The following is a 22,005-nucleotide window of genomic DNA, read 5'->3' on the forward strand; positions in this document are numbered from 1 at the left end:
TCGCTACTGTGCGATAATTTTTCCCTGAGCCGTTATGGGATGGAATTCACCAAAAAACAGATATTCTCCCGCGGGCAAAGGGCCAATAAATAGCACTGCCTTGCTATTGCCCATGATCACTTTTTTTCTGTTGAGCTGGTAACTCTCAAATTCTTCTGGAGAGGCATCTCGATTGTAGATCACCAGTTTAATCTCCGTATCAGCGGGTACTATCAGCTCTGAAGGGTTAAAAAGATGGTTGTGGATTTCTAATTTCACAGTGTGTTTCTTGGTATCTGGAGCGCAGGCACTGAATAAAATTGAAACAAAAATCCAAATGCCAGCAGCCAAGGCACCACTCTTTTTCTGCTTGTTATAGTTTTTTTTTCGCCCTTGTAAGCAACTAAGCATCCTTGCTCTCCTTTGCTTTTTTAAAACGCACGGTTATTGAAAGCCCATGGCCAAAATGTGACAGGCCGAGTTCGATTGAAGCTCCGTGAAGGCGTGCAATATGCTGCACAATGGAAAGGCCCAATCCGCAACCGGGGGCAGTGCTCTGGTGGCGGTCGCCACCAACCCGATAGAACCGTTCAAAAACCCTAGGGTACTCTTTCTCTGGAATCCCCGGCCCGGAATCCTCCACTTGTAGAAGAATATCCCCTTTGATTAACCGGGTACTCACTTGTACATGGCCCTCCTCAGGAGTGTATTTCGCCGCATTGCGCAGGAGATTTTTTAAAAGAATAGTCAGTGCGAAGCGGTCGCCACGCAGAAATACCCTACCGCCCAGCAGTTCTACCTGTTGCTTTCTCTGGGCAAAGATCGGGTATTCCTCTGCCAACACCTCTCGGGCCAGGGCATGAAGATTGAGTATTTCAAAGCGCGCCGGGTAGTGTTCCGGTGTAGTGCGGAATAAATCCAGCATTTGCTCTACCAGGTGCGCCATACGCTGAACACTATCTTCCAGCTTGACCAGACTCTGGGGCATTACTGTTTGCCCTGCCCCCTCAAAATCACTCTCCAGATTATGCGCGTGTACCTGTATGGCGGCGATGGGCGTGCGCAGTTCGTGGGCAGCATCGGCGGAAAAACGTCGCTCGCGCTCAAAAGAGGCCTGCAGGCGCGCGAGTAACGCATTAATGGATTGCACCACCGGGAGCAGTTCCTGTGGGGGGCTACCCTCTGACAGTGGTGTCAGGTCTTCGGCGCGTTTGCTATGCAGGTCTTCGGCGAGTTTGCGCAAACTGGAAAGGCCGCGCCCCACTACAAACCAAATCAGCAACCCGGCAATCGGTAGGCCCAACAGTATCGGTAGTACTGCGGCAATCGCCAATTTTTCTGCCAGTTGGTAACGCAGGTCAGATCTCTCGGCAACGATAATCCAGTGGCCATTATCGGGAAAGTATTCTGCGAGACTGCGCCAACGATAGCCCGAGAAATTTATTTCCTTAAAGCCAACGGCAAATTCACTGAGGGGTTGCTTCGGGGCATCGGCGGAGCGCACCAGTAATTTCTTATCCTCAGACCACACCTGCATCACCATAGCCTCGGGCTGGGCCACCACCCGCTCGGCCCCTGTTGCCACCGGCATATCTGCCAATAACCTGGCGGAGGCGCTTAATTGGCGGTCAAACAGACGCTGCGCTTCCGCCATGGTATCGCGGTAGCCGTGCAGCGCCGAGACAAAATTGACCAGCATGATGATGCTGAGCAACGCGATCAGCAGAAAAATACGAATAGATTTCATGCGCCGCCAGCCGCTTCCAGTTTGTAGCCAACGCCGCGAATGGTCTGAATAAACTCTGGATAGATTTTTTTGCGTAAATTGTGGATATGCACATCCACAGTATTGCTGGAAACCTCCTCGCCCCAGCTGTACAGCTTATCTTCCAGCTGTTCGCGACTGAGAATATGGCCCGGGCGCTCGGCCAAGGCACGCAGCAGGCTGAATTCCCGCCGCGACAGTTTTATTTCCTGCCCAGCCCTGGCCACGGTATGGCTGGATAAATTAATGGCCACATCGCCAATCAGGATTTCCGCACTGAGACCGCTGCCACCGCGTCTTTCCAGAGCACGCAGGCGCGCCAGTAGCTCATCTACCGCAAAGGGCTTGGTTAAATAGTCATCGGCACCGGCATCCAGGCCCTGCACTTTAGAGGGGAGATCATCGCGGGCGGTGAGAATCAATACCGGCGAGCGAATCGATTTTGCCCGCAACCGTTTCAACACCTCCACACCATCCAGGTCGGGCAGGCCCAGATCGAGAATAATCACATCCGGTATCGCCGCCTGTGCCAGAGCAATGCCCTCACTGCCGCGGGCCGCGTGATCAACGGCATAGCCCCCTCTCTGCAGGGCGGTGACCATCCCCTCGGCCAGGGATTGGTTATCTTCGATCAGCAGGATGCGCATTGGCCTGGGCTCTTCAGCAATGAAAACAGGTAAGGAGAGCGCGGTGCAACGCCCTCCCCCACCGCCAGAGCATAGTGCCTTTGCCGGGGCAGTGGGTGGCGTGGGAGCGGTTGTTGAATTGGTTGTTGAATGAAAAGGCTGGCGCGCTCAAAGCGCGCTGGGAGCCGTCTTATCCTGTACTGTTGGCGGAGTTTCCCCGCGGGCAAATTGACGAACCAGGGGCAGTTTCTTTGCCAGCGCGCTATCTACCAGAGAGGGCAGGAACGCATTGACCTTGATAAACAGGCGTTCAGGCCAGCCGATAAAACGCCTGCGGCCGTGTTTACTCTGTAGCAGACGCAGGCATTGGGCGGCGACAAATTGTGGCGAGTCGGACTTGTTACCGAGTGCCCGATTCAAGTCGTTGACCGCGTCACTGTTGAGAGGGGTATCCACCGCCCTGGGCGCCAGGTAGTGCACACGTACCTTACTGTCCGCCAACTCCCGGCGCAGGGTTTCGGTAAAGCCGTGCAACCCCGCTTTACTGGCACCATAGGCTCCAAAGCCCGGATGACCGATATGACCAAAGGCCGAGCCGATATTAATAATCGCGGCGCCTTCGCTGCGCTGCAGTGTTGGCAGCAGGTCGCGGGTCAGCGCCATGGGCGCGATCAGGTTGGTGTGTAACAACCTGCCCAGCTCGGCATCCCTAATGTCGCTGAGCAGGGAAAAAGAAGCGATGCCGGCGTTGTTGACCAGCACATCCACACCGCCAGGCAATTGCTCGCAGCTACGCACCAGCTCGGCGCGAGCGGCCCGATCACACAGATCGGCCACCAGTATCTGATGCCTGTCACTGTGAGGTAGCTCCGCTTTTATCTGCTGCAGGCGCGCGGCATTGCGCCCCTGCAGTAGCAGCCGGTGGCCCTGCTCGGCTAGCAGACGACTGATGGCACCACCAATTCCGCCGCTGGCGCCGGTGACCAGCACCGTGAGCGTTTCTTTTGCTGTCATATCAAGCGGCCTCCTGCACGTTAAAGGGGTTGTCCAGTTCGCGGAAAATATCCCCATACAGGCGGTACATAACCCGCGAGCAGTGCAGGATTGCGGCCTGGTCATCGGGATTATCGATGCGATTCATCAGCCCCTTGAAGAAGTCCACATGGCCGATATCCAGATCGCCGTGAGAGAGCAGATAGCTGAACGCTTTGTTTGGCAGCCCGTGGGTTTTCTGAATGGCGCGCGCGGCTTTAGTGGCCACGGCGGTACTGGTGCCTTCAAGCACATGCACCATGCCGAAAAAGCTGAGAGGGTTGCCGCGGGCGATATTGTCATAGGCGTAGGACACCATCAGTTCGGTACTCAGGTTGGGGCGGCCGTTGCGCACCGCTTCCGCATCGCCGCCACAGGCGGCAATATCGTTGAGCACCCATTCCTGGTGACCGGTTTCCTCCTCGATATATTCCGCAACCGCCTCGCGCAACCATTCCTGTTGCTGAGTCAGGCGACTACCACAGGCCATCAGCAGAGGCACCGTGTGCTTGACGTGGTGATAGGCCTGAGTGAGGAAGGCCACATATTCCTGCAAGGCAATCTCACCCCGTGCGGCACGCTGGATAAAAGGTACCTCCATCAGAGACTGGCGGGCGTCGGCAGTTTGCTGTTCAAGAAGATTGTAAAAACTCATGAGGAGATACCTCCATAAAGGCTATCGATAGAATTTTGGAACTGCGCGGCGATACGATCGCGGCGCGGGCGGCCGTTGGCGGTGAGCAGGCCATCGGCAAACGTTAATGGCGCCGGTAGCGCGGTCCAGGTGCGCACCTGGGCGTAATCCGGCAATTTGCGATTCACCGCCTGCAACCAGCTGTCTAGCTGCTCGCGACTGCTGCCGGGACGTGCAAAAATCAGGGCGGCACAGTGGGGGCGAGCATCGCCGACCACCACGCACTGTTGCACTATCGGCTCCAACAGTACTTCGCTCTCAATCCACTCCGGCGAGATATTGCGCCCAAAAGCGCTGATCAGGATGTTCTTGCGACGGCCGATGATGTGCAGAAACCCTTCTGCGTCTAACTCACCCAAATCACCGGTGGCGAGCCACTGGCTTTCACCACCCTCGGCACTATCCAGGTACCCCAGATAGCGGGGACCACGCACCATCACCTCGCCATCGCGAATGGCGATATCACAGTGAGACAAGGGCCTCCCCACGCTGCCTGGGCGATCGGCGCCGGGCACATTCAGCGCAACCACCGAGCCACATTCGGACAAGCCGTAGCCTTCATAAACCGGCAGGCCAATACTGCGCGCCTGCAACAACAGCCGGTCCGAGACCTTACCGCCGCCCACGGCGACAAAGCGCAGTGAGCTCGGTGGCTGCCAGCCGTTGTGCTCACTGTGTTCCAGCAGCGCTTTCAGCATCTGTGGCAGCAGGATCACGCTGTGGGGACGATACTCATCGATACAGCTCGCCAGCTGGGCTACATCCAGACCCGAGCTGCCACTGAGGCCCAGGCGCGCCGTAGTCGGCACCACCACCTCACCACCACGCAGCCAGCTACTGTAAGCCCCGGCCACGTTTTCCAGCAGGGTGGCCAGAGGCAGCAGGCACAGGTGCACACGATTGCCCTGAGGCTGAAGTTGCCGTGCCAGTACATTGGCTGTGGTGAACTGGGTTCGGGCTGACAAACAGACACCGCGCGGCGTGCCGGTAGAGCCAGAGGTAAAAGTAATTTTGGCGGTGTGTTCCGGCAGCGCCGCTGTCGCTTCCGCATAGATATCGATCAGGGCCATACCGGCCAACTCAGCCCGCGCCTGCCCCACCATTTCTAGCGCGGTAAAGCGTTCGCAGCTATCGCTCAACAGGGCCTGCATGCCACTCACGCGCAGGGTATGTGTCAGCTGCTGCTGGGAAAAGAAAACCGGCAGCGGTACCAATGTGATCTGCGCTATCTGGCAGGCCAGATCTACCAACAACCAATTGGGACCATTGTCGGCGTAGAGCCCCAGCACGCGGATATCACGCGCCTGCAGGTCCTCGGCGATTTCCTCGGCGGCCGCCAGCAGCTGCCCATAGCTGAATGTGCACTCCTCGCCCCGCAGTGCCAGCTGTTCGGGGTGATTCGCAGCCTGCTGGCGAATTTGCTCAATCAATTGCATAGATTGGCACCTCCCGCCGAGGATGTGAGTACAGGCGACATGGCCTGTGCCGAAGGGCGACAGGCCAGCAGAGTCTCGCGGGTGCGAGGATTTGCCAGCAGGGCGCGGTGCTCGGCGACCATATCGATGGCGGTCACCGCCGGAGCCGACTCGTAATAACGACCCCACTCGTCCAGGTTATCCCCCAGACGCCGGCCGTCGGCTTCACATAAAACCGTCTGCCGACCCACTAATTTCTGCAATAGGCCACGCACTTCCGCGGTTGCGGTATAAATGGCCCAATGCACACCGGCCGCGGCAAATAATTCAAACAACATCAGGAACAGCATCTGGCTGCCACCGCGGCTGGTGGAGATCAAATTGCCGATTTCGACAATCTCCGTGCGTTTTACCGAGCCCCCACTGAAGGCGGCAATCTCCTGTTCCACCGGATGGTCGAGATACTGTTCCAGGAATAGAGATCCGCTGTCGGCGCGGCGCAGCCCGAGGGCACTACTGAACGCGCTCTCCTGCCAGGCGGATAACAATAGCGGGGCAAACTGGTTCACCTGCGCACCATAGGTATCGGCAAACTTCTGCGCGATAAATCCCTGCACCCGGCTGTGGCCTGCCTGCCCTATACGGGTCAGATCGAAATCCAGTTTGCACCGCCGCAGCTTGCGCTTGGGCAACGCGCTCTGGTCCAGGTATTGATAATGTCTTTGTAGCGCCATTGAAAACCCTCTTTGGGAGTGTCACGGCGAGAGTCTACGGAGACAAAATTAAGGCAAACTTAAGAAACGCTGGAAAAACTCGCCATGTATCCCTCCCCCAGTCAGTGCTTGCCAAACCGGCGGCAGGTCTTGATCTGGCTCAATACGGACTTTCTCCTTTACTTCATGATGCGCCGCTAGCAAGGCCTATCTGGCGCGCTTTTCCTCGTATTGAGACGACAAATTCCCCGCGCCAGAGCCTCTCCGTGATAACTTAGACCCAGGAGTCAACTGCATAAGGCAGGGACCAGAAAGACCCATTGATCTGGAGGAAAGATGGAGCAGCAAAACACCGTATTCGTGGTCGTGGACCCCAACGATGACAGACATGTGGCCCTGGAACGCGCCCTGACCACTTCCCGCGGGCGCAAGCCCCAGCCGCGTTTGGCAGTGTTTGTCGCGGTGGATGGCGAAGCAGTAGATACCCGCGCGGTGAACGACCACCTATTCCGCGATGAATCCTGGTTCCGCGAGCAGATCCGCGAACCTATCTCCGAGGCCGGTCTCTCCTGCGAGATTACTGTGTGCTGGTCCAGCGACTGGCAGGCGGCCATTGTGCAGGAGGCCAAGCGCTGCGATGCGGAAATGATCTACCTGCCAGTGCACAAGAAATCCAGCCGCCGCTTTACCTTCGCTGAATCCAAATGGCGAGTGCTGAAAACCGCACGCTGCCCGGTGGTACTGATTCGCCCCGGCGCCAAGGCCGAGCGCAAAGTGGTGCTGGCCACCGTCAACTATCAGGCGAAGACCCTGGAACAGCGCCAGCTAAACCGCCAGATCAGTGAGCGCGCCACCTATATTGCCGGCCATTACGGCGCCGAGCTGCACCTGGTAAATGCCTATCTGGACTCCATGCGCTACCCAGATCGCGGCGCCCTGGCCAAGCTCGCCGATAAAACCGGCGTACCCACGCACCGCATTCATGTGAAGCAGGGCTATACCAGCGATGTAGTGGAAGCGGTGGCGAAGGAAGTTGATGCGGATCTGGTGGTAATGGGCACTCTCAACCAGTTCGGTGAAACCGGCTCGCTGTTGCGCGGCAATACCGCCGAGCGGGTGATCGGCCAGTTGGACGTGGATGTGATGGTGTGCAACCAATTCACCAACACGGAAGTGTAAATCCAGTTCGAAACTTCTGCGAAAAGCCCGGCAATCATTTGCCGGGCTTTTTCTTTCTTGGGCCGGTTAAAAACCAGGGCTACTTTGATTTAGCTGAAAGCAGCAACAGATCCCCACCGGTATTAAAAGTCACACTGCCACCCTCAACTTTTGCATGCTCACCGGAATAGTAATCTGTTAACACCGTACCATCGGTAAACACACCTTTTACAGAAATGCGTTTCTCCCCACGGGGCAGCTCCATTGCCACCACCACCGGCTGCTCCCCGGCTAAAGTGCGTGCAAAGGTGTAGGGGTTATCGGCGAGTTTCTTGTGTTCACCGGCACCCACGGCGGGGTGTGCTCGGCGGAACTGACCGAGCTTCTGCCAATGGGTGAGCAGTGCACGAGTTTCAGCTTTTTTCAGGCCCCCCCAATTCATGGGGCTGCGCATGGCCGCATCGCCAAAAGCGCGAGCATCGGTCATGGGGCGCGCCAGCTCATCGCCGTAATAAATTTGCACCGCCCCCGGTGCCAGCATCAGTTTACTGGCGGCAATTCGGGTCTGTTGGCGCTCGCGATCGAAGGAGTGGTGGTCGTCGTGAGAGCCCAGATAATTGAGCACCCCCAAGCCCTTTAACGCGCCAGAATTCAATGCGCTGGAATAACTGGAGAAAATTTTCTCCGCGGGCTCGCCGGCCACCTGGGCAAAATCGAAGTTGATCAAACTATCGAAACCATACTGGTAAAAATCCACTTGTTGATCGCTGTAATCGTAAACACGGCCAACGGTGGGACCATAGTTATTCACACCAAAGTGATAAACCTCACCCAGCATAAAGAAATCGCGATCATCGAGTTTTTGCTGTGGATGTTTTGCTTTCCACTCAGCCAGAGCCAGATCCGCCTCTTTTTTCAGAATTGCCCAAGCTTCGGGCTCGACATGTTTTACCGTGTCCACACGAAAGCCATCCACACCGTATTCCCGCACCCAATCGGTCAGCCACTTGATCAGGTAATACTTGGGCGCGCGCGGATAGCCGGTACGTGCGAAAAATGCATCCAGCTCGCTCAGCTCCTGCTGCAGGCGGCCCTCGCGCTGCCACTTATCCACAAGCTGCGGCGGCAGTGCCACGGGCTTATCGCTCTCGGTGAGGATATCGGTGAGGTTGGCGTGGATCGCGCACTCCACATTGCCGGCGTAATCAGACCAATCGCACTGCGTGCCTTTGCGCAACCAGCTAGCGGGCCACTCCGGGTCCTTTGCGGTTATCGGGCCGGTGTGGTTGAGAATCACATCAAGTAACACACGAATACCGCGCTTATGCGCGGCCTCTATCAGCTCCGCTAACTCGGCCTCAGTGCCAAAGTTGGCATCCACTGCGGTCCAGTCTTTGGGCCAGTAGCCGTGGAAGGCATAGGTGCGCTTGTCAGAGTCATTGTGACCGTGGATATTCTCAATGACCGGAGACATCCAGATAGCATCTACTCCCAGATCGTTGAAATAGCCCGCCTTAATTTTTTCGATCACCCCGCGCAGATCGCCACCGGCGAATCCGCGCAGATGGGCCCCGTCATCCTTGCGCCCGTAGGGAAAGTCATTGCCCTTATCGCCGTTATAAAAGCGGTCCGGCAACATAAAATAGATGGTAGCGTTACGCCAAAAGGGATCAATTGGCCCCTCGGCCGCCGCTGCCTGAACAGCTCCCAGAAACAGACCTATTAATAAGCTGGTAAATTTAACCATTGCTCTCTCACTTATTCGCCGCGCACATTTTCACCAGCCAACTCTAATCGGCAATGGGATTCCTACATCCTCCCAAGTGGGGGCGTAGCCAGTACTTGTTTTCGTCACTTTCGCAAACAGCAGACGCACAGGATTTTCGCAATAGGCAAAAAGCGAAGCAAATCCCCTTTGCGACCGGCTGCGGCGGAGAGTAAGGTAAAACCCAGACACCACGGAGAAACCGAAGGGCTTTGCCGTGGTCAAAGGGTCACATTCTGATAGCAGCAAAAGGAGGCAGGGAATGTCGGAACAACAGTCTAGGCATGGGTGGATCATCGGAATTATTGTGGTGATCGTCGTCGCCGCGGCAGCCTATTGGCTGTGGACTGGCGAGGAAAAAAAGAAAGAAGTTCCCCCTACCAAAATTATTGAAGAACCCCAAAGCACCCCGGAGCCAGAAACTCTGGAGCAACCCCAGGAACAGGCCACCACGCCTGAACCTCAGGAACCCGCTCCGGTGGAAGAGCCCAGCAGGGAACCACCGCCTCCACTCAATGAGAGCGACAAGGCCGCTTATGGCGACCTGATGAGCCTGGCCCCAGACAACGCCCTGTCGCGCTGGTTGGTAAACGATGAGGTGATTCGCAAATGGGTGGCTGCGGTCAACTCCGGTGCGCGAGGAAACCTGATCCACAAGCACCGCCCACTGAAAACCATACGCGGCCCTATTGTTGTTACCGGCTCCTCGATAGAGGGCTACCAATTGTCGCCGGACAATTACCGTCGCTACGATAAGCCTGTGCGACTGTTCGCCTCAATGGATACCGATACCGCAGTGGGCCTTTACCAGTACTGGTATCCGCGCTTGGCGCAGGCCTATGGCGAGTTGGGCATGCGCAATAAAACCTTTCACCAGGTGGTGATTGAAGCCATCGATAAGGTACTGGCAGCCCCTGAAGTTGAAGGTCCTATCAAGCTGGTGCGCCCATCGGTCTACTTTAAGTTTGCCGATCCCAAGCTTGAAAAACTGCCCGGTGTACAAAAATTAATGATTCGCATGGGCCCGGATAATGCCGCGCGAGTGAAGGAAAAACTCAAGGAACTGAGGCAAAAATTGGAGGCCATGCCGGTTCAGCAGCCAGAACAGTCCCAATAATCTCTCAAAGATCACCGGGCCTTTACAGAGAAGGGCTCGGTGATACCGACTCTTCCACTTCGTCGTTTATACCCCCACACAGATCAACCTCTTACTCAATATATTCTGTCTCGGGCATAGGGTATATTTACCGGCACACTTGGCGGTTAACGGAGTACCGTCACCCAGCGCTGTTCCAAGATTTACAGGCAGCGCTCGAGAAGCTCAGGAGGAGCTACCGGTTTGCTGGGGCCAACCGGTAATTACCTGCATTTCAGCTTTAGCTCCCTCGGTATCCTAATCAGGGCTTATTAGCGCCCATTGCAAAACTATTGAGGCTCACCTTGAAATATCGCTTCCCCGGCCAACTGCTGGCCGCCGCACTCATCCTTGTCACCTCACTCGCACAGGCAGCCCCAGAACTCTTATTCAGTACTACTCCCGAGTGGGTGGAAATATTAGAACCAGTAGAGTCAAAACGCCCATCGCAAGGCAGTGTGCGGGTGCACCTATCCAACTCCCAGCTTCGCCACAGGGGAAAAGAGCAACAGTATTACTTTCAGATCGTGGTCGAACCCCTGAATCAGCAGGGGGTCAGTGAAATTGCCGAGCTGAACTTCAGTTTCTATCCGGCCTTCCAAAGGCTGCAGGTGCACGATATCAGTGTACAGCGTAACGGTGAGCATCTAGATCGCTTGCAAAAGGATGGTTTCAAGCTTTTCCAGTCTGAGCAGGAACTCTCCAATAAACTCTACTCCGAACAATGGAACGCGCTGTATATACTGGAAGATATTCGCCCCGGCGATATTATCAGCTACGCCTATACCATTGAGGGCAGCAACCCGATTTTTGCCCGTAGTGATTTTGGCCGTTTGTACCTCTCCTGGCCTCAGGCAGTAGATCGTCGTTTTGTAAAAATTAGCAGCGACAAGAAGCTCAATTACCGATTTAACAAGCGCGAATATTCTGTCCAGCAAAGTCACCTGCAGGACAATCACACCTATACCATCGATCTGCGCGATGTGGCCGGAGTGCCGATGGAAAGTGAATATCCATATTGGCACGATCCGCTCAATTATTTCCAATACTCCAGCTATGACAACTGGGGACAGGTTAATGACTGGGCCCAGAACCTTTATCAGATCGATCGCACACTACCGGAGTCATTAAAAAACAAACTGGATAACTGGCGAGCGCAGCTGGGGTTGGAGGCGGCAGTCAGCAAGGCGATCCAGTATGTACAGGAAGATATTCGCTATTTTGGCATTGAACTGGGTATCAATTCCCACCAACCCAGAACACCCCAGGAAACTCTGGAGAAACGCTACGGGGACTGTAAAGATAAGGCCCTACTGCTGACCAGTATGCTCGCCCACCTGGGGATACAATCCTATCCCGCCCTCGTGTCTTCCTCCCGCGGGCGGGATATCGGCAAGGATATTCCCTCCCCGGAGACTTTTAACCATGTGATAAACCTGATCGAACTGAATAACCGGGAATACTGGGTGGATGCCACGGCTTCAGGTCAGGGGATTGATATAGAGAACAAAGGCTTTTTCGACTACGAATTGGCACTCCCTATTACTAAGCAAACCAACGCGCTAAAAGCCGTAAACCCAAGCTCAGAAAGTGTTGCCAATCTAAGTGCTCGTATCGAAGAACAATACGATATCAATGCGGCAGAAAATCTTGCGGAGCTCCGCGTAAACTCCCGCTTCTCTCACCGTAAAGCAGAGCAGGTGCGCCAGTTCTTCCTCTCTGCAGACACAGAGCAAATCAAAAATAGCTACACCAATTTTATCGCCGGATATTATCCGGGGGTGAACACCAGCCCCGAGATCACCTACAACGACAGCCTACAGGAAAACCAACTGGTGGTATCCGAGCACTATCAAATTGGTGACTTTGCCCAGATAAGTTCCGCACGTAAGATATTTTCCCTGTATGGTTCCGCCTTGGTACCCTATTTATCCAAGCCCCAGCACCCCATTCGTCAGAGCCCGCTGACCCTGACACATCCTGTTGATATTCAGCAGAGTGCAAGGGTGAATATTCAAGGGGAGTTGCTTTGGCAGGAAGAATTGGGCACAACCACGATCGATAATTCCTGGTTCAACTTCACTCGCAGCGCCAAACTGGAGAATAGTGCCCTCCAGGTAGTCTACAATTTTAAATCCAAAGTCGATCATGTAGAGCCACAGGAGGTGCCTGAATATTTAGCCGAGTTCAATAAGCTCGACAGAGCGCTGCAATATAAATTCTGGGCCAAAGGGGAAGCTTCTTCCAAACGCAATAAGAGCCAGGAAATGAAAAACCTGATTAAATCTTTGATCAGGAAGTAAGCCATGAAGAAGCTGCTTTTTGTTCTCACTCTATTACTGCTGGCCTCCTGTGCCTCGCAATCAACAATACATACACCGGTCGATCCCTTACAGGACTTGACCCGACAAGTGGTACTCGCACCCGAATCTGTGCAATACCCCATTTATTGGAGCGAGTACCTAAAGTCTCCTCAATCTCTCAATTCACTAGAAGCGCAGGGGCGTTACCAGGCAGAAATGACTGCGCTAGAGACAGGCAAAAAAAGCTGTGCAGAGGTAAATTGGCAAGAAGTTACCCAGCTCAATAGTATTTCTCTGCTGCCGCACCTGAGTGCCACAGAGTGCTATGAGTCCATTGGTAATGACGAACTCGCCAGCTACCACCAAAATATTTTTAATTTTATTGCCAGAGGAATACTGTCAACGCGCAGAGGTGATACTTTCTATAGCGCTTATGAAGTGGCCAGCTGGGGCGATGCCGAAGACCTGCTCAATATTTCCGGTTTTGAAATACTCGATAGCTATTTTGAATTTGCCGCGAGTCGCAGTGGTCTATACCGGGTTTACAATGTACGAGACCCCAATAACGGAAAAGTCCGAAAAATTTATTTTGACAATAACCGTTTTCTACATCGCCTGCTCGATATCCAATACCCATTCGCGGGTCTCTCCGATGCCCTATATAAAAATATACTGCTACCTCTGGCAGATTCTGACTACTCTGCTCTACACGCTGTAGGCCAGGTTCAAGAAGCCGAAGGGAATTTCCAGCAGGCCGAACACACCTACTTGAAAGCCATTGGCATGGGCTCGCTCACTGCCAATATCAGCCTTGGTAATTTGTGCCTTGAGGGTAACAGTACAAAGTTCGCAGTGGATGAATGCGCACAACTCTTTGTTGCCGCCGCAGACCTGGGGCTGCAGGAAGGCAAAATTATGCTTGCCTATATCACTACCATCGGCCTGGGAATAGAAGTAGACACGGAGTTGACCAGCCAGTTATTGGCAAGCGCAGCGGAAACCCTACAACGGGGCGAAGCCGAGTACGCAATGGCCTTGCTATTAGCATCTGATCAATACGATATGCCAAGAGCTGACTTGGCAGCACATTACCTGCAGCTTTCCGCAAAGCAAGGCTATGCCCCGGCACTACTAGAGCAGGCGGGCACCCACCTAAAAGATAAGCCTGGGCAACAGAAAATTTTCACAAACCTGATCAGCCAGGCGGCTAAAGAAAACTATCCTCCAGCGCAGTATTACTATGGCAAGTACTTGCTTGAAGTGGCAGACGAAAATCAAAGCCATCAAGGCATGTATTTTCTACAACAATCCGCAGAGGCCGGCTTTCCCGCAGCCTTATATCTAAGGGGAAAAATTAAAGAAAATGGTCTCTACCAACAACCACAAGATGCACTTTCTGCGCTGAAAGACTTCGAAGCAGCAGCCCTTCGTTGGCACTTGCCTGCACAATTACGTATGGGTCTATTCAACTCCAGAGGAAAAATTGTACGAACCGATCACGATCGTGCCTATGGCTGGTATGCCCTCTGTGCAAAAGTAAACAATCTCGATTGTGTAACCAACCTAGGTTATGCCTCCGCTCTAGGTGTGGGTGTTAAACAGGATTACCAGCGCGCAGCTAAAATCTACCAATATGCCGCAAGCCAGGGATCCACAAGAGCCAGCTACAATCTTGGTTTACTCTACCAAAATGGTCAGGGAGTGGGCCAAGATCTACAGCAGGCTAAGACTTACCTGACGCAAGCCGCCGAAGCAGGTTCTGTCGATGCAATGAATGCCCTCGGGCTTTTATATCTTTCTCAAGATACGGATCAGCTGAATTATGCTGAAGCACTAGCATGGTTTGAGCGCGCCTCTAAACATAACTCTAAGTATGGTTTCTATAATCAGGGGCGCATGTATGAGAAAGGACTAGGCGTAGCCGCCAACAGTGAACGAGCCCTAAGTCATTACCGAAGCGCTTCCGAGCTTGGGCATACCGGCGCCTCCCTAAAACTGGCCAAAGCATATAGTGCGGGAGAGATCACAAATTATAACCTTAAAATGGCCCTGCATTATTTAAAATTGGCCACAGAACAAAGTGGCAACAAAACCATAAAAACGACTTTGCAAAAGTGTCAGAAATCACAATATTGCAATCAGATAGAAGTCGCAGAGTTAATAAGTCTCTTATCTACCGAAGAATAGTCACTCAAAACACATCTAGAATAAGTGACCAAAAAGAGTTTGGTCACTTTACTCCCCTCTTAGAACATTATTGACACTCAAGTGAAGCATTGCATATTTCTTGCACACAAATTCAATTAAATGCATGAGTACAGACTCAGAACAAAATTTTATTTCGCGGAGTAATATGTGTTTTATTCATACTATGGATATCCAGAATTTACCCGTGTCATAGCTTTCCGTAGAAACCTCAAATATTTATCTGACTTCACAGAATAATAAGCTGGCCTCCCTATAATTCGGTCCGAATTATACCAAATGTAATCGAATCGATCGGGACAGACATGAACGAGCCATTAAAGTTACTTACAGCCATAAGTTTATCCGCTTTTCTTACAGCCTGTGGAGGGGGAGGGGGAGGCTCCGATAATGACAGTAACAATGGTGGCAACCCAGTAAGTGGAGATACAAGTACAGACACTGATACAGACACAGACACAGACACAGACACAGACACAGACAGTGATAAGGATTCACCAGGGGTGATCACTGGCGGTGAAGGGATTGTCACTGAAGATATAAAAACCTCAGCTTCCGGCCAGTTGAGTGATAGCTCTAAAGCCAATCAAAATTTTGAGGAATCAAATCTTCAGGGAAAGTATGGCAGCCTCAAAGTTTCCTCAGATGGCAGTTGGAACTACTCTCTAAATAGTAAACTTGCTAATCCACTAAGTGCTAATGAAATTGCCACAGAAAAGTTCACAGTTGGTTTTGGCAGTAACGAAGAAACCACAATCATAACCATATCCATAACTGGAACTGATGATCCCTATACATTTGATCCAGGTTCACCTCTCGCAAAAATGGTTGTGGATAGTAGGGAGCACGCTCAAGGAATTATGATAATAGAGGATATCGATGGCGATACTCCGAAATTTGTCGAAGGTACCTTCTCTGGCAATTATGGTGAATTTAAAGTTTCCAATAACGGAGGCTGGGATTACACTCTTAACAACAACACTAATAACTTGAAAGAAGGTGAAACAGTAGAAGATACCATCAAATTCCACTTAACGGATGGTATAGAGCAGTCGGTTACGTTTACTGTAGCTACTATAGATCCGACAGAGAGCAGCATTGTATTTATTCTAATGAACTTCTCCGATGGGGCTGCAACAGACCAAGGAGATCTTACTCATATAGCTAACACTGTATTCAATGATGTAGATTCACTCGATAACGCTTATAGAGAAAATTCTTTCGGACAACTCAAGTTCCTTCGCCATCGTGTCAAGGATAAGTCATTACAGCACTATTGTTACGGTGAGCAAGGCAAGGAAGAAACTTCACTGGATTGCATTGTCTTCGACATTCCCGATAGTGAAAATGGCGGAATCTTGAGTATAGAAAATGCTGTTGCCCGAGCACAGGCCGGCCAAGAAGGGGAGTATACAGATGGTGGCTTTGAATGGCGTGATAAGGCTTATCAATGGGCAACAGACAATCTTTTTGATGAGAATGGCCAACCCCTAAATCTGCGCAACTGGCGTCATCAAGTTTTTATTTACCCAAATGCATCTTACAGAGCAGGTCTTGTCGGTGCAGGCATCGCCAGTGTCGGAGGTGGTATGAGCCTGGTCGCTTCCTTCTCTGATCAAAATGTTATGGGACATGAATTAGGTCACAATATTGGCCTAAGCCATGCAGGCCTCGACAGTAATAATGATGGAGACACTTACGACAGTGGTGATAGCGAATACGGTACTGATGGCTCCCTCATGGGCAACCGATCCCAATCAAGATTATTTGGCAGTGCTCACCGAGAGTATATGAAATGGTATGACCTCTTTCCTGAGTACACCAAAACTGTTGAGCAAGTTGTCCCCTCCTCCCAGGATTTAGAATTAGAAGCCATTGAATTAACAGCCGGAGAGCTTTCCGGATCTCTGCCTCAACAGCTAAAGATAGAAAGTGCTGGCAGCCAAAATGGCGGAAATCATTATTACGTCAACTATCACATAGCTCACGATATACTTAACCCACGATCACAATTTGAAGGTTCAGTAACCGTTCATTATCTTAATGGTAGAACATCCAACCATGTTGCTGTACTTGAACAACCAGGTGACAGCTTTACCGACTCAAAAATTGGGCTCTCAATTACATATAAATCTAAGAACTCTTCCAGTAAATCAGCTGTTGTTAATGTAAGCTATGGACAATAGTTTCTGAGCAACTTGACCTATTCCAATCAGAATGGTTATTAAAAGGATAAATATTATGCTAAGAATTTTTACACTGATCGCGGGGTTGACTTTCACTTTCTTTGTTCAAGCAGAAGAGGTTGTAACTGGAACCCTGGAGGAAATCATCTCTGAAGATTTTGAGACTGGGAAAGTAGAAAGACGCTTCGCCTTGAAAGATGAGCAAAGTGGCCACTACTATTTTATTGAAGCAGATGAATTAAAACGCAAGGGCATGAAATCTGGAGACCGAATAAAGATTCGCGGTGAGCGTGGTGAAAGACGTATGCTACACATCCGGGAAACACAAAAGCTTAAAGCCGCAGGAGAGGAATAATCCGGATGGCTTACCCTAACAGCAAACCAGCGCTTGAGTTTCTTTTGCAAATTATTTTTAGATCGTGAAAGTGGAATTGTAAACCTAAGCACTTACTTCTTATCGATTTTTAGCCCTGCCTATTGCAGGGCATTTTACACTTCCCATTAATTCATCCACCATCTCCCAACGACAATAAATGAAGCTGCTGTAAATGAGATTTAAAATTAAGGGCGCAACGGCGATTAAAATCCTTGATCTCCTCAATTTTATACTTATGTGCGAGTTCATTCCCCGATCGTAATTGCTCCTGGCTCGGATAAACACCCTTCCCAGTCAACAGGCAATTCCAGGATACATTCGGAAAATAGACATCCAGTTTTTGATCCAGTAATTCATCAGTAATATTCTTGCCTGCCATCCAGGACATCAAGATTGAACGCAGGGAGGGAGATATCTTTTCATTAGTGCCATTGGCAATCCAATAATCCGTATCTGCTCTCGAACTAATACGGTAGTGACAGACGATATAGTCCCGTACCGCATCAAAACGAGCGCTGATACGATTATTAAAGTCATCCCTATACTTATCTGTATGATCACCATTGTTATAGGCCTCTATAAAGCGCACCACGGTTTCCTGAACCATATCAAGCGCCGTTGCCTCCAAAGGCTCAATAAAGCCTTGGGAGAGCCCCACCGCCAGGCAGTTCTTGGCCCAGTGTTGAGCAACCCGTCCAACCTTAAACTTTAATCTACGCGCTTCGACATCACTGTCCAACAACCCCAAGTGAGCGCGAAATTCCGTTTCCGCCTTGTCATCGTCGACAAAGCGAGAGCTGTAAACATAGCCGTTGCCATTGCGATTGGTCAGCGGGATTTGCCAGGCCCAGCCATATTTCATCGCAGTAGAAATAGTGTGCGGTGCATACTCCCTTTCCTGGTCTGTAGCAAATACAACCGCAGAGTCGTTAAACAGACTCTCAGCGCTACTAATAAATGGAACCTTCAGAGATTGTTGTATAAGATTTCCACGAAAGCCGGAACTGTCCACATACAGATCCGCTTTGAGAGCCTCACCATCAGTAGTTTTCAGGTGATCAATATTCCCCTGTGCATCGAGCATGGCGCCAGCCACTGTCGCCACCTTATAGCGAACCCCTTTTTTTTCGGCAACACGACGCAGGAACTGGCCCAATAAACCAGAATCAAAATGGTAGCCATAGGCAATTTCAAAAGGGAAGTTTTCCGGCGCGACTGGAGATAATTTTTGCCGGATCATCTCAGTGGCCAGAAAGAAGTGGTCCGGGTGTCCCTCCAAGTCAACACCTTTCCTGCGCAGGTAACTATTATGAAAAAATGCCGGAATAGTAAATTGGTCCGGCTGGCCGACAAAGGGATGAACATACTCGGTAAAGCCCGGTTTAACGGACCAATCCCTAAAGGTAATACCCACTTTGTAAGTAGCGTTACAGGCAGGCATCCACTCCGATTCGCTAACCCCTATAGTCTCCATAAAACCTTTTAGCGGCGGAGTTGATCCCTCCCCCACACCGATAATCCCAATATCCGGTGATTCCACCAGGGTGATATCAAACCCTTTATTCTGCCAATGGGTCGCCATCAGATTGGCGGTTATCCAGCCAGCGGTACCCCCGCCAAGAATAATTATTTTTTTGCGTTGATTGCTCATGGCGACTCTCAAAAATTCAGCACCGCACTTATTGTCGGGCCTTTTAACCGCCCGGCAAGCGTAGCTCAGCGGGCGGTTTCTTATCACACCTTCAGTTTTACACCAAAAGAATCAGCGGCACTTAGTAGCTATAGTTCAAGCCGAGGTAGAACTGACGCCCAAACTCAGTGTATTCACCGAGAACACCATCTACTCCGTAGGATTTCACATCAGCCTCATCAGTAAGATTGTTCGCTGAGAAAACCACATCGATACCATTATCGAATGCATAGGATATCTGAGCATCAACGGTAGTGTACGCCTGAGCTAAGGCCGGAGTAGAGCCTCCCGGTATCGGCATAATCAGGATAAACTCATCCCGATAGCGAACATTGACGTGGGAGCTGAAATTACCGATGTCCCAGAATACTGTAGTGCTCCAGACATTTTCAGAGAGGCCCGGCAACGGCAGGTTTTCACCATAAAGGTTACCGCCACTCACTTCGGTTTCACTCTCAGTATATGAATAGCTGGCGGTCATACCCAAGCCAGCCCAAATACCCGGCAGCTGATCAAAGGTTTTGGTACCCGCAAGCTCGATGCCTCGAATATAACCACCCTTGTCGTTGTTCACGTAAGTTTCGAAAGCGCCGGCTTCCAGACCAACGGGAATTTCAATGCCCAGGGAATCAAACAGCGCCGTTCGATCTGCCTGGCTGTCCAGGTAGATATACTGCTTTTCTACCAGGCTTTCGATATCTTTCCAGAAAATAGCTGCAGTTACCGCACCGCCATCTTCAAAATAGTGCTCATAAGCCAGGTCAAACTGGTTTGCACGGAAAGGATCGAGGTAGGGAGAACCTTTGGTCCATACATTGTATTCAGTATCGTTCGTTTCGTTATTAACGCTGTTCCAGGAACCAGCGCCGCCCTTCAGCTGCCCAACCGGTGGACGACCCATCACTTTAGCTGCAGCAAAGCGAATATAGTCCTGCTCGGTCAGCTCAAAGTTCAAGTTAAGGGAAGGCAGGGTGTCTGTGTATTCGGGGCCGTACTCAACATAGTCGAAGCTATCTGAAGTTACACCCACGTCATCAGTAATTTCGATACCATTACCGGCACCCACATTTTGGATACCGCTGGACTTCACATCGGTTTCAACAACCCGTACACCGAAATTACCAGTTACTGGAATACTACCCAGCTGGGTTTCGATATTGGCCATCAAGTAGTAGGCAAAGACTTCCTCTTTCATCGTCCCGGACTCAACGAAAGTCCAGTCCTGGCTAAATGCCTTTTTACCTTCGTAATTACCGGCACCAAAAATACTGGAGGCCAGGGCATCCATATCGTTGACTACGAACTGTGGTATCCCGCTGGTGGATTCAACACTGACATAGCCGTCCAGTAGTTGCGGCTCACAATCAATGTCGGACAGGTTATCCGCACAGTAGCCATTGAATTGGCCATCGCGGCTACCGTAAAGGAAAGCTCCACGTTCAGAGTCAAAAGTGCGCTCAGAGACACGGAATCCTGCCTCAATAGAGGCAATGGCTCGCCACTCCACATCGAACTTGTAATCGAACTTGAAGGCTTCAACCTTATCGGTGTACTCGTGGGGGTATTCTTCGTAGCGCGACAAACGCATGGTATCCAGATCGGTGAAATCTACACCGGAGAAAACGCCTGAGGGAATACCGTCGCCATTGAGGGAATAGGCAAAGCTCTGCCCAGCAGCTTCCTCCCAGGTCTCTAAGTTACCATCGTCATCGTAGGTCAGGTCGTAAGCGTGCATGGACACAATCTGGTCCTTGCGCGTCTTGGTGCCTTTACTGTAGGAGTAGTCAACGGCCAGGGTGTGGCGATCACCTAAATTCCACTCCAGGTTCAGACCAATACTGTCGCTGTCCGCCTGAGTGGATTGATCCTCAGAGCGGGATTCAAACCAGGGGCTGGAATGATCAACTGTTTTTGGGTCGGTAATAATTACCGTACCATCGGTAACCACACCGCCATTCACTTCGGTATCGGAAAGGGTATAAAAGTTTGTATTGGCCAGACCACCAACCGTAATACCGTGGCGAGTATCCACACGCTCAAAGTCAGACTTAAAATAATCTAACTGGGCCTTGAAACCATCGGTAGGCTCAAAAACGACGCTGGCCAGGTAACCATTACGAGTATCGGTACCATCACCGGATTGCCACTGGAACGCTCGCGGTAAAACATCTTCACTACCATCACCATCGAAATCATTCCCCGGCTCATAACCGATTTGGTCATCTGCACCCGTGCGGGACTTTACAAAGCTGTTCGGCTGCTCAAGGTGAGAATAACCCAGGGCTACGCCCACCTTGTCATCCATAAATTTACCCATGTACGACAGCGTGACGCGCTCACCGAATTCGTCGGCACCGACGTCATCTGCTGCGTCGTTAAACGACATACGCACATTGGCATTAAAGTTGTGTTCTTTGTCGGCGTCGAGAGGATTGGCTGTTTTCAGCTCTACAGAGCCCGCCACGCCACCTTCGATATGAGAGGCTTTCGGAGTCTTGTAAACCGCCGCCTGATTAATCAGCTCAGCTGGGTACTGGTCAAAAGACATCCAGCGAGTACTTTCGGTATAACCACTGGTAGAGGCCTGCTCACGACCATTCAGGGTGGTCTGCAGGAAGTCGCCGTTCATACCGCGGATATTTAGCTGTGAGGACTGACCGTTGGATCGCACGGTGGTTACACCGGGCAGGCGGCCCAGGGCATCGGCGATTGATTGGTCGGGAAGAGATGACAGAGCGCCCGCATCTACTACATCGGCCACAACATCAGCGGCGCGCTTGGCTTCAACGGAGTCCAAAACGCTGGTGCGAATACCGGTAACTGTTACTTCTTCCAGTGTTTCCTGCTCCTGCGCATAGACACCAACCGAGGTGGACACGGAGGCCGCGATGGCAGCAGATAGCAAAGTGGGTCTGAGCGCCCCTTTACCTTTATTGGATAGACTCATCATCTTCTCCCTGGAC

Annotated in this window: 16 protein-coding genes; 6 read left to right on the top strand and 10 right to left on the bottom strand. The window is 51.6% G+C overall.

From position 1 onward, the window contains the following. Positions 1 to 3: 3 nt before the first annotated feature. The 7 genes from MJO52_RS18810 to MJO52_RS18840 all read right to left on the bottom strand — a co-directional run bounded on the left by MJO52_RS18810 (position 4) and on the right by MJO52_RS18840 (position 6,245). Positions 4 to 390 carry a cupredoxin domain-containing protein gene (locus MJO52_RS18810; protein WP_286036992.1) on the bottom strand — a complete coding sequence of 129 codons (387 nt, stop codon included), beginning with the start codon at positions 388 to 390 and terminating at the stop codon, positions 4 to 6. Further along, entirely contained in the window at positions 383 to 1,726 is a 1,344-nt protein-coding gene (locus MJO52_RS18815; protein WP_252083492.1) for an ATP-binding protein, read from the bottom strand. Before MJO52_RS18815 ends, MJO52_RS18810 begins: the two co-directional genes overlap by 8 nt. Continuing rightward, positions 1,723 to 2,391, bottom strand: coding sequence for a response regulator (locus MJO52_RS18820; RefSeq protein ID WP_252083493.1), 669 nt, complete (start codon positions 2,389 to 2,391; stop codon positions 1,723 to 1,725). The genes MJO52_RS18815 and MJO52_RS18820 overlap by 4 nt, the downstream gene beginning before the upstream one ends. Before the next feature lie 147 nt (positions 2,392 to 2,538). Continuing rightward, a complete protein-coding gene (locus tag MJO52_RS18825) occupies positions 2,539 to 3,384 on the bottom strand; it encodes an SDR family oxidoreductase (RefSeq protein WP_252083494.1) in 846 nt (281 codons plus the stop codon). A 1-nt stretch (position 3,385) separates the two neighbouring features. Further along, positions 3,386 to 4,057 carry a TenA family transcriptional regulator gene (locus MJO52_RS18830; protein ID WP_252083495.1) on the bottom strand — a complete coding sequence of 224 codons (672 nt, stop codon included), beginning with the start codon at positions 4,055 to 4,057 and terminating at the stop codon, positions 3,386 to 3,388. Beyond that, on the bottom strand, positions 4,054 to 5,532 hold the full coding sequence (locus MJO52_RS18835; protein WP_252083496.1) for an AMP-binding protein: 1,479 nt from the start codon (positions 5,530 to 5,532) through the stop codon (positions 4,054 to 4,056). The genes MJO52_RS18830 and MJO52_RS18835 overlap by 4 nt, the downstream gene beginning before the upstream one ends. Beyond that, the gene (locus MJO52_RS18840; protein WP_252083497.1) at positions 5,523 to 6,245 is read right to left on the bottom strand and encodes a thermostable hemolysin; all 723 of its coding nucleotides are present in this window, start codon (positions 6,243 to 6,245) and stop codon (positions 5,523 to 5,525) included. The genes MJO52_RS18835 and MJO52_RS18840 overlap by 10 nt, the downstream gene beginning before the upstream one ends. A 315-nt stretch (positions 6,246 to 6,560) precedes the next feature. Between MJO52_RS18840 and MJO52_RS18845 the strand changes: the two genes are divergently transcribed. Continuing rightward, positions 6,561 to 7,403 carry a universal stress protein gene (locus tag MJO52_RS18845; protein ID WP_252083498.1) on the top strand — a complete coding sequence of 281 codons (843 nt, stop codon included), beginning with the start codon at positions 6,561 to 6,563 and terminating at the stop codon, positions 7,401 to 7,403. A 79-nt stretch (positions 7,404 to 7,482) separates the two neighbouring features. Here MJO52_RS18845 and MJO52_RS18850 read toward each other — a convergent pair whose 3' ends face one another. Then, positions 7,483 to 9,129: an alpha-amylase family glycosyl hydrolase gene (locus MJO52_RS18850; protein ID WP_252083499.1), complete on the bottom strand. Its 1,647-nt coding sequence runs from the start codon at positions 9,127 to 9,129 to the stop codon at positions 7,483 to 7,485. A 280-nt stretch (positions 9,130 to 9,409) separates the two neighbouring features. Here MJO52_RS18850 and MJO52_RS18855 point away from each other — a divergent pair, with 280 nt between their 5' ends. The 5 genes from MJO52_RS18855 (at position 9,410) to MJO52_RS18875 (ending at position 17,331) form a co-directional block, all read left to right on the top strand. Further along, positions 9,410 to 10,264, top strand: a complete 855-nt coding sequence (locus MJO52_RS18855) for a DUF3014 domain-containing protein (RefSeq protein WP_252083500.1) — start codon at positions 9,410 to 9,412, stop codon at positions 10,262 to 10,264. Between the two features lie 323 nt (positions 10,265 to 10,587). Then, positions 10,588 to 12,585 (top strand): DUF3857 domain-containing transglutaminase family protein, encoded by a 1,998-nt coding sequence (locus MJO52_RS18860; RefSeq protein ID WP_252083501.1) that lies wholly within the window; start codon positions 10,588 to 10,590, stop codon positions 12,583 to 12,585. Positions 12,586 to 12,588: 3 nt separating this feature from the next. Next, a complete protein-coding gene (locus MJO52_RS18865) occupies positions 12,589 to 14,772 on the top strand; it encodes a hypothetical protein (protein WP_252083502.1) in 2,184 nt (727 codons plus the stop codon). 323 nt (positions 14,773 to 15,095) lie between these two features. After that, positions 15,096 to 16,976, top strand: coding sequence for a VCBS domain-containing protein (locus MJO52_RS18870; RefSeq protein WP_252083503.1), 1,881 nt, complete (start codon positions 15,096 to 15,098; stop codon positions 16,974 to 16,976). A 55-nt stretch (positions 16,977 to 17,031) separates the two neighbouring features. Then, a complete protein-coding gene (locus MJO52_RS18875; protein WP_252083504.1) occupies positions 17,032 to 17,331 on the top strand; it encodes a hypothetical protein in 300 nt (99 codons plus the stop codon). A 151-nt stretch (positions 17,332 to 17,482) separates the two neighbouring features. Here the strand turns inward: MJO52_RS18875 and MJO52_RS18880 are convergent, their stop codons facing one another. Together MJO52_RS18880 and MJO52_RS18885 are read right to left on the bottom strand one after the other, a co-directional pair. Next, positions 17,483 to 19,003, bottom strand: coding sequence for a tryptophan halogenase family protein (locus MJO52_RS18880; protein WP_252083505.1), 1,521 nt, complete (start codon positions 19,001 to 19,003; stop codon positions 17,483 to 17,485). Between the two features lie 121 nt (positions 19,004 to 19,124). Next, positions 19,125 to 21,989, bottom strand: coding sequence for a TonB-dependent receptor (locus MJO52_RS18885; RefSeq protein WP_252083506.1), 2,865 nt, complete (start codon positions 21,987 to 21,989; stop codon positions 19,125 to 19,127). Between the last annotated feature and the right edge of the window lie 16 nt (positions 21,990 to 22,005).

Origin of the sequence: Microbulbifer variabilis (assembly GCF_023716485.1) — a bacterium.
Classification (GTDB): domain Bacteria; phylum Pseudomonadota; class Gammaproteobacteria; order Pseudomonadales; family Cellvibrionaceae; genus Microbulbifer; species Microbulbifer variabilis_B.